This window comes from Novosphingobium sp. LASN5T (genome assembly GCF_003856955.1).
Taxonomy (GTDB): domain Bacteria; phylum Pseudomonadota; class Alphaproteobacteria; order Sphingomonadales; family Sphingomonadaceae; genus Novosphingobium.
In genome coordinates, this window is the sequence record NZ_RQSI01000087.1 from 1 (window position 1) to 8,717 (window position 8,717).

6 protein-coding genes and 3 pseudogenes are annotated in these 8,717 nt (G+C 59.5%); 2 read left to right on the plus strand and 7 right to left on the minus strand.

What is annotated here, in order from left to right:
• Positions 1 to 123: 123 nt before the first annotated feature.
• The 4 genes and pseudogenes from EH199_RS23645 to EH199_RS23660 form a co-directional block, all read right to left on the minus strand.
• On the minus strand, positions 124 to 1,779 hold the full coding sequence (locus tag EH199_RS23645; RefSeq protein WP_190287413.1) for an NAD(P)/FAD-dependent oxidoreductase: 1,656 nt from the start codon (positions 1,777 to 1,779) through the stop codon (positions 124 to 126).
• A gap of 278 nt (positions 1,780 to 2,057) precedes the next feature.
• Positions 2,058 to 2,311, minus strand: a pseudogene (locus tag EH199_RS23650) (IS3 family transposase); the annotation flags it as partial.
• A pseudogene (locus tag EH199_RS23655) lies at positions 2,300 to 2,670 on the minus strand (acetyl/propionyl-CoA carboxylase subunit alpha); the annotation flags it as partial. The pseudogenes EH199_RS23650 and EH199_RS23655, both read right to left, overlap by 12 nt.
• A 35-nt stretch (positions 2,671 to 2,705) precedes the next feature.
• A complete protein-coding gene (locus EH199_RS23660) occupies positions 2,706 to 2,915 on the minus strand; it encodes a hypothetical protein (protein ID WP_190287414.1) in 210 nt (69 codons plus the stop codon).
• Positions 2,916 to 3,041: 126 nt separating this feature from the next.
• On the opposite strand from EH199_RS23660, the pseudogene EH199_RS23670 reads away from it, so the two are divergent.
• Positions 3,042 to 3,883 (plus strand): annotated as a pseudogene (locus EH199_RS23670) (transposase); the annotation flags it as partial.
• Between the two features lie 85 nt (positions 3,884 to 3,968).
• Positions 3,969 to 4,988: an IS110 family transposase gene (locus EH199_RS23675; RefSeq protein ID WP_124811489.1), complete on the plus strand. Its 1,020-nt coding sequence runs from the start codon at positions 3,969 to 3,971 to the stop codon at positions 4,986 to 4,988.
• Between the two features lie 459 nt (positions 4,989 to 5,447).
• Here the strand turns inward: EH199_RS23675 and EH199_RS23680 are convergent, their stop codons facing one another.
• The 3 genes from EH199_RS23680 to EH199_RS23690 all read right to left on the minus strand — a co-directional run bounded on the left by EH199_RS23680 (position 5,448) and on the right by EH199_RS23690 (position 8,386).
• Entirely contained in the window at positions 5,448 to 6,608 is a 1,161-nt protein-coding gene (locus EH199_RS23680) for an acyl-CoA dehydrogenase family protein (protein WP_124811490.1), read from the minus strand.
• Positions 6,605 to 7,417 carry an enoyl-CoA hydratase/isomerase family protein gene (locus EH199_RS23685; RefSeq protein ID WP_124811491.1) on the minus strand — a complete coding sequence of 271 codons (813 nt, stop codon included), beginning with the start codon at positions 7,415 to 7,417 and terminating at the stop codon, positions 6,605 to 6,607. The genes EH199_RS23680 and EH199_RS23685 overlap by 4 nt, the downstream gene beginning before the upstream one ends.
• A 282-nt stretch (positions 7,418 to 7,699) precedes the next feature.
• Positions 7,700 to 8,386, minus strand: coding sequence for a TetR/AcrR family transcriptional regulator (locus tag EH199_RS23690; protein ID WP_223806905.1), 687 nt, complete (start codon positions 8,384 to 8,386; stop codon positions 7,700 to 7,702).
• Between the last annotated feature and the right edge of the window lie 331 nt (positions 8,387 to 8,717).

Genomic DNA, 8,717 nt, shown 5'->3' on the forward strand with positions numbered 1-8,717 from the left:
CAGCCAGGCTTCATCTGACAGCCAGAACAACGAACGCGACATCAAAACGGGCCTCCATCCATCGTGGAAGGCCTTTGAATCAACCTATCGCACCATTTTCAAGAGGCTGATTGGGTTTTGACCCTAGGCGGCCGCCACGTTCGACACCGGCGACGTCTCGAGCGTCATGCCGGGGTAACCCGCCTCCATTTCCTCATCGAGCGCCGCCTTGTAGGCAAGTTGGCCGCCGATGAAGGGCTGGATTTCCGGACGCTTGCCCGGAACGTTGGCACCCATGTACCATGATTTGGCCTTGGGCATGAGGCTCATGTTCGCGACTTCGTTGCATTTTTCCGCCCAACGGTGAGCCGCGTCAAGATTCGCTTCGTACCGGTGGACTCCGGTTTCTTCGAATTTGGCGACGGTATTTACGACCCAGTCACCTTCGAGCTCAGCGGCGGTCGGCCCGTTCAGGAAGGCCGACGGGCTCTGCAACGCATAGGTAAAGAGGAGATTGGGGAACCCGGGCACCATTTTTCCCAGGTAAGTGAGATATTTCTCGTCCCAGATATCCTTGATTGTTCGCCCAGCGGCGTCTTTGATGTCGAGCGCTGCCAACGCACCGGTGCAGTTGTCGAAGCCGGTTGCATAGACAATGCAGTCAAACTCGCGCGCTACGCCGCCAGCCACGATGCCACTCTCAGTGATGCATTCGATGGGCGCGGCATTGACGTCGATCAGGTCCACATTCTCCTGATTGTAGGCGTCGAAATACCATTGCTCGAGGCAAGGCCGCTTGGCTCCGAAGGGGTGCGGCGGCTCGGTCGGCGCAAGCAGTTCGATCAGGGATTCTTTCTTGATGCGCTTGCGGACTTCGTCGCGCCAGAAATAGTAGTGATCCCGATTGCACTCTTCGTCGAAGAACAGATCCGACGGTGCTCCGAGCCAATAGCGGAAACCCTTCTGATCCCAGTTCCGCCGCAACGCCTCGTCTTTTTCTGCAGGGGAGCGGTCGGCCCAGGGACGGGAATCCAGATCGTACGCAAAACCGCCGAACGTCTTCTTGCTGTACTCCATCGCAGAGCCGATCAGCGGCCCCATCTTGGCGTATTCCTGCTCGCTGTACGTCTCCTGGCCCATCGGGAGGGCGAGGTTAGGCGTGCGCTGGTAGACCGTAAGATGATCGGCCGTCTTGGACGCCTCCTGAATTGTCTGCACACCGGACGCGCCGGTTCCGATGACGGCCACGCGCTTTCCGGCGAACGAAACCTCACCCTTGGGCCAGCGGGCGCAGTGGTACGACTCGCCCGCGAACGTCTCGATGCCGGGAATCTTCGGCAGGACAGGGGTCGTGGTCGAGCCCATCGCCAGTACGAGATGGCGCGCGCGGCGGGTCGTTCCATCGCTGAACCGGGCGGTCCACAAACTTTCGGCATCGTCAAAAGCGGCGCCCTCGAGCCGGGTGCCGAAGGTCATATGGGGCCGCAGTTCCCATTTATCGGCCACGAAGTTGAAGTATGGCTTCAGTTCGCGCCAGCTGGGAAACTTCTCCGAGAAGGTAAAGTTCTGCCGGATCTCGGGGTCCGTGAACTGGTAGACCCAGACTTCGGAATCCACCCGCGCACCTGGATAATTGTTCTTGTCCCAGGTTCCGCCCGGACCCTCGCCGTCGTCAAAGAGATGGACGCGGTACCCACGTTTCAGAAACTCGTGAAGGATGTACAGGCCCGAGAACCCGGCCCCTACAACAATGACGTCCAGATCGGTGCTATCGCCGCTTCCCGCCTTCATTTCGATCATCCTCGTCCAGCCCATCTGAGAGTAATTCATATCGAGCGCTCGACCGGCGAATTTCCGCCGCAACCTGAAGCTCTTTTGCCTTCATTATCGCGCTTCGTCGGTCGATTTCCGCGAGGAGGCTAGCCGGTCTGTCGGGGTCGGTCCAATATTGAAAGGGAAAACCTTAATATCGAAAGGATATCGATCGCCTCAAGTCCGGCCTTCCGTCGTACCGCTCACGAACGGCAACGTCTCCGTGACGGGCGCCATGGGGCCGCTCCGCCACTGCCACGACTCCGCGTCGAGAGGTAGACACGGCCCCCTCCGATTATCTTGAAGTAGGTGAAGTCGGTCTGCCACATCTCGTTCGGTCGCGTGGCCTAGGTGTGGAACTTCTCGGCGGCCTTGATCACTGTGTAGGCCGGGCTGGTGATGAGGTCATGAGCCTTCAGCAGCCGGTAAACCGTGGCTTCTGGCACGAAGTAGCGCTTCTCGTCGGTGAAGCGCACGGCCAGCTCGGGGGGGTGAGATCGGTCTGCTCCAGCGCGTGTTCTTCGAGCCTGACCTCGTGCGTGGTCGAATCTTCCTCGCGGTCGTCGATGCGGATGGTCCAGTCGCCCGGCGCATAGAGATCGTTGGAGAGCTGCCTTTCGATCCGGCGCGCCCGGTCTGCGTCTGCGGTGGCGATCACGCCGCCTACTGCCGCCAGAACGCCGCGCAGACGGGTGTCAGCGGGCGCACCTTCGAAGCCATCGGGGATTCCTCGGCGATGAAGCCGGTGGTCAGCTCGCCCGAGCGGAAGCGGGGGTGCTGCATGATCGCGCTGAGGAAGTCGACATTGTGCCCCACCCCCTCGATCCGGAATGCGTCAAGCGCAGTCACCTGAAGGTCGGCCGCCTCGTCGCGCGTTTCGGCATCGGCGCGCAGGATTTCATCGAATGCCGGATTCACGATAGCGATGCCTGATCGCTCAGCAATGGGCGCAGGAAGTCCTGCATCCAGGCGGGTAACGTGGCAAAGCCATCGGCCAGATCTGCACACAGTTTTTCGCCGTGTACTGGATCTGCCAGCAGACTGCTCAGGCGATCCCGCCACTCTGCAACGTCATCACCTGGCATTGTGTCCCGCAGCCAATACAAAGCCTGCACAATCCGCATGGCAGGTCGCCCTGCCCAGTAGAGTTTGCTGGCGGCCGTCTTGTTCCCCGTCAGCGCCTATGGCACAGATTTGAGGTTGTGATTTAAGGAGGATTTGGGCTTCGTCGTAGTGACGAAGGAACGAAGATGAAGCCCAAATCCTCCAATGCAAAATCGCGGACCAAGGCCCCTGCCGAACAGGTAGTGAAGGACATCCGCCGCAAGACCCGCCGACACTTCTCAGCCGGGGACAAGATCAGGATCGTCCTTGATGGTCTGCGCGGCGATGACTCCATTGCCGAGCTGTGCCGCCGCGAAGGGATTGCGCAGAGCCTGTATTACACCTGGTCCAAGGAGTTCATGGAAGCAGGCAAGCGTCGCCGCGCCGGTGACACAGCCCGTGCCGCGACCACGGACGAGGTGAAGGATCTGCGCCGTGAGGCCCGCGATCTGAAAGAGTGCGTGGCCGACCTGACGCTGGAGAACCGCCTGCTCAAAAAAAGCATGACCGGGCTTGGGGGAGACGACGCATGAGATATCCCGCATCCGAGAAGCTCGAGATCATCCGGATCGTCGAGCAGTCGCACCTGCCAGCCAAACGCACGCTGGACCAGCTCGGCGTGGTACGCCGAACCTTCTACCGTTGGTATGACCGTTACCTCGAAGGCGGGCCGGAAGCACTGGCAGACCGGCCATCCACGCCGAGCCGGGTATGGAACCGCATCGGAGACGATATCCAGCAGCAGATCGTCGAGATGGCGTTGGAGAAGACCGATCTCAGCCCCCGCGAGCTAGCGGTGCGCTTCACCGACGAGAAGCGCTATTTTGTCTCCGAAGCCACGGTTTACCGGCTGCTCAAGGCCCACGACCTGATCACCAGCCCGGCCTATACCGTGATCAAGGCAGCAGAGGCGTTCCACACGAAAACCACGCGGTCCAACGAGATGTGGCAGACAGATTTTACCTACTTCAAGATCATCGGATGGGGCTTGACGTGATGGCGTGGACGGCCCCTGTATCAGCGTAGCTGTGTCATGATGTGGTCGTTGTAGGTCCACGTCTAGGAGTTGGTACATGAAGCAGGAGGTTGTTAACGTCGGTTTGGATCTGGCGAAGAGTGTTTTCCAAGTACACGCGATCGGCAGCGACGGGGCCGTTCTTGTCCGGCGCAAGCTTCGGCGCGCAGAGGTGGTCGGCTTTTTCACCGATCTTCCAAGTTGCCTCGTGGGTATGGAGGCATGTGCATCGGCGCACCATTGGGCTCGGGAACTAATCGCGTTGGGGCACGAGGTGCGGCTGATGCCACCTGCCTATGTGAAGCCGTACGTGAAGCGTGGGAAGACCGACGCAGCAGACGCAGAGGCGATCTGCGAGGCGGTGACCCGCCCAACGATGCGGTTCGTCGCCGTGAAGACCGTTGAACAGCAGGCAGTGTTGATGCTCCACAAGAGCCGCGATCTGATGGTGCGACAGCTGACCATGCTCATCAATGCCTTGCGAGGGCACCTCGCCGAGTACGGCATTGTAACCGGCGTCGGCGCAGGCGGCGTGACCGCGATGCTCAAGGCTTTGTATGAGCAACAGGAAGAGCTGCCTGTTCATGCTCTGTCAGCACTGCACGGCTTGGCAGCCCAACTGAGGGCGCTTGCTGGCGAGATCGACCGATTGGAGACGCAGATACTCGCATGGCACCGCGCCGACGAGACGAGCCGCCGGCTCGCCACGATCCCGGGCATCGGTCCCATCACGGCGTCCGCGATCTCAGCGGCAGTGCCAGATGCGTCTCTGTTCCGATCCGGGCGTCAGTTCGCAGCATGGCTCGGCCTCACCCCTCGAGCCAACAGCTCTGGCGGCAGGGAACGATTGGGCGGGATCACCAAGCAGGGCGATGGCTACTTACGGCGGCTGCTAGTGGTCGGCGCGACGGCGGTAATGCGTATGACGCGCAAAAACGCTGATCGGCAGCCTTGGATGGCGCAGCTCCTGGAGCGCAAACCTGCGAAGATCGCCACGGTCGCGCTCGCCAACAAAACGGCGCGCATTGCTTGGGCGGTGATGTCGCGCAAAGAAGTCTACGCGGCCGCAACCGCGTGACCGTCGTCTGCGCTGGCGGGTAACGCTCGTTGGCAGGATGGCGTGAGAGTAGCTGAGTAGTGATGACGAACCGGTTAGACCGGGGGTCGGCAAAACCCAGGGGGTCACAGCGCTTGGAGCGCGATGACGTGATTAGGGAGCCGACCTGCGGACTTCATCAGGGCCAGCAGCCATACGGCGCTGCGCGAACAGGCCGAACACATGGATGCACCCGACCGGTGCTCATTGCTCCATAAAGCTCTTGCGCTGCAGGGGTCGTCCACACATGGACCTACAACGACCACATCATGACACAGCTACGCTGATACAGGGGCCGTCCACGCCATCACGTCACTTCGTCACTACGACGAAGCCCAAATCCTCCTTAAATCACAACCTCAAATCTGTGCCATAGGCGCTGACGGGGAGCAGGGAGGCCGAAGCGATCCAGCCTCCTCGTCGATATCTCCCGTATACAAGTCAGGCGTAGGTATTGGCGCGCTTGAAGATATTGTTCCGCTGGATGGCGGATGACCCACCGATGATCGGCAGGAGGAGCGCATCCCTCACATAGCGCTCAGCATCAAATTCCTTCACATAGCCATAGGCGCCGAAGATTGTCTGGCACTCAAGGGCGACAAACTTGCAGACTTCGGTCGCAAAAAGCTTCGCCATTGACGATTCCACGCCGCAGTCTCGATGTTCGTTGGCCAGCCACGCAGCTTGGTACACCGTCAGCCGTGCCGCGTGCAGCTGCGTTTTCATCTCAGCTAGCTTGTGCTGGATCGACTGGTAGGTCCCGATCAGCTTCCCGAATTGACGCCGCTCGAAAGCGTAACTCCAGGCATCGTCAAGCGCCGCCCGGGCCACGCCGATGGCGATTGCCGCAACCTCCAACTTCTCGACATCGAGCCCTGGGCCAACCAGCATGCGCCATCCGGCATTCCAGCCTACCTCACCGCCGATCAGGTTGGCCAGCGGAACCTCCACGTCTTCAAAAGTGACATCGGTGGTTGCCGCGCCCTTCATCCCGAGCGAATCGATTCTTTCGATCGTCACTCCAGCAGCCGTCGGAGGCACGAGGACGATGGAGAGATTCTTGTGCCGGGCCTCCTCCGGTCCGGTTCGGACCAGCGTGTAGATATAATCGGAAATCTCGGCGCCCGAGCAGAATCGCTTCGCGCCGTTTATGCGGATGACATCGCCGTGCCGTTCTGCCCTGGTCTTGATGCTTGCCAGATCCGCTCCGGCATCGGGCTCGGTCAATCCGTAGGCGAAAATGAGCGAACCATCGGCCACGCGGGGAAGGAACTCTCGCTTCTGCTCTTCGGTTGCACATTCATCGAGATTCATGCCCGCATAGCAGGTGGCCATGATATAGGGCACGGATACTGCGAGACTGCGCCGTGAAAGCTCCTCGATCACAATCATTGTGGCGAGAATGTCGCGACCGGCGCCTCCATGCTCTTCCGGAACGGTCAGTCCCATCATTCCAATATCAGCGAGCTTCTTGAAAACATCGCGCGGAAAATTATTTGCCTTGTCCCATTGCGCTACAAGATTGCGCGGCATCTCCTTCTCGACGAAGCGCTCGAGCGTAGCGCGAAGATGCCCTATGATTTCGCTCTCATCAAAGTTCATTGTTGCGCCTCGATGGCATGACCGAAGACTGGAGCGCGTCGCTCGCGAAAGGCGTTGATCGCTTCCTGATGGTCGGGCGTGACGTTGGACAACGCTTCGTAAGCGAGCGCTGCATCAAGGATCTTGCTTGCAAGCTCGCGCAGGCCGATGTTCACGGAAAGCTTCGTCCACCGGATTGCCTTGGTAGCTCCCGCCACCAGGCGCTCGGCGTATTGGGCGACCTGCGCATCGAGGTCGGCAGCTGGCACCGCTCGATTGACGAGACCCATGCGTGCCGCTTCCGGCGCATCGATCAGGTCACCAGTGAGCAGAAATTCCTTTGCGCGTGCATAGCCGATCAACTGCGGCCAGATTACCGCGCCTCCATCGCCGGCCACGAAACCGACGCTGACATGCGGATCTCCGATCTTCGCGTGGTCGGCCGCGAAGATCATGTCGCAGAACAGAGCGATCGTTGCGCCGAGGCCGGTAGCATAGCCGTTGACCTTTGCGATCACGGGCTTCTCACAATCGAGCAGGCCATAGACGATCTGCTTTGCTTCACGGGCTGTCTGCTCGAACTGCGCGGGATTATCGACCATGGCCTGCATCCACTGAATGTCGCCACCCGCCGAAAATGCTCTCCCCGCGCCCGTCAGGATCACGACGTCGCAAGCGGCGTCAGCAGAAATCTCGGGAAAGAGTCTGGCGAGCTCGGTGTGCATCAGCTCATCGATGGCGTTGAGCTGATCAGGACGGTTCAACGTCACTTCGAGAACCCGACCTCGCCGCGAAAAAGCAATGGTTCGATATTCAGAATAAGGTTTCATACACCCGCGCCTCTCCCAGAGCCTTTCGACCGCGACACCCGCAGCCGCCGGCAGGAACCCTTGGTCTAGCCAAAGCCATTCGGTGAGTCAATATTCAGTGAGTATCTGCTCATCGAGAACCGAGGACAACCACAACCAAGCCGGCGCGTGTCGTCGGCATCCTGTTCGAACCAAGGCAATATCAAGCAAAACCCAAAAAGCTATTGGGATTCGAGTCTTTAGAAGCAGGCCGAGCTACCTCCTGCCGAGATAAGCAGGGTCTTCGCGGCGATGTACGGTTCCTCAGCGCAGACCGTCTCGAACGATTTTCATATAGGCCTGCACGACCTTTTCCGGGATGTCGTTCGCGGTCGGATTATCGCGGACGTATCGCAGGTGAAGGTAGTTGCGCGCTGCCATCAGCATGTAGGCGACGGCTTCCAATTCCTCGTCGTCGAAGTTCCGGATTTCGCCGCGAGTAACACCACGCCGCAATGCGCGCAGGTAGTTGTCGCCTAACATTCGGAAATGCGCGCGATGCGCGTCAGGGGCGGCGGACTCCGCTTCGTTCAAAATGCGAAAAAAGCCGGGCTCCTTCTTCAGAAACGCAAAAAACGCCCTGAAACCGCGCTCTTCCATCTCATACAGATTCTCCGTCCCCCTGACGCGATCGCCGACGAAGCGGAGCATTTGGGCGCCGACATGGGGAAGCAATTCATCGAACAGCGCCTGACGAGATGAAAAATAGAGATAGAACGTGCCCTCGGCGATCCTAGCGGCCTGGGTTATCCGCTTCATGGAGGCGTTCATATAGCCATATACGCCGACGACTTGCGCTGCTGCCGCAAAAATTCGTTCCTTAGCTTCCGGGGTCAATTCCTCGCGGGACAGCCGCCTTCGCGCCCGGCCATTTCTCACAGAATCACCGTTAGTCGGCAGATCCGCCCTTTGTTTCTTTTCGCGAGACGCCATCATGGTTCCAGCAATCATACTTCACCGGCATTACCGCGCAGCCGACGGCCAGTCGTATTGCCCTACCGATCAGATGTGTAGCAAGACCAAATTCCACTGATGGATCTGAACACATACATCCAAAGCGCTCCGATTTGACCGCACGGATATGGCCCGCCGATCACCTTGGCCAGCAGCTACACGTTCCGCTGGTCTGAGTGCAGTTCAGCGCTCCCCTATATGTGTCCCCCGTCAGCGCCAATGGCACAGATTTGAGGTTGTGATTTAAGGAGGGTTGGGGCTTCGTCGTAGTGACGAAGGAACGAAGATGAAGCCCCAACCCTCCTTGAAAAAATCGCCGACCAAGGCC

Excerpts from the sequence above, each read along its gene's own strand:
- EH199_RS23645 (WP_190287413.1), bottom strand. The coding sequence starts at position 1,779 with ATGATCGAAATGAAGGCGGGAAGCGGCGATAGCACCGATCTGGACGTC.
- EH199_RS23685 (WP_124811491.1), bottom strand. The coding sequence starts at position 7,417 with ATGAAACCTTATTCTGAATATCGAACCATTGCTTTTTCGCGGCGAGGT.
- EH199_RS23690 (WP_223806905.1), bottom strand. The coding sequence starts at position 8,386 with ATGATTGCTGGAACCATGATGGCGTCTCGCGAAAAGAAACAAAGGGCG.
- EH199_RS23675 (WP_124811489.1), top strand. The coding sequence starts at position 3,969 with ATGAAGCAGGAGGTTGTTAACGTCGGTTTGGATCTGGCGAAGAGTGTT.
- EH199_RS23680 (WP_124811490.1), bottom strand. The coding sequence starts at position 6,608 with ATGAACTTTGATGAGAGCGAAATCATAGGGCATCTTCGCGCTACGCTC.
- EH199_RS23660 (WP_190287414.1), bottom strand. The coding sequence starts at position 2,915 with ATGCGGATTGTGCAGGCTTTGTATTGGCTGCGGGACACAATGCCAGGT.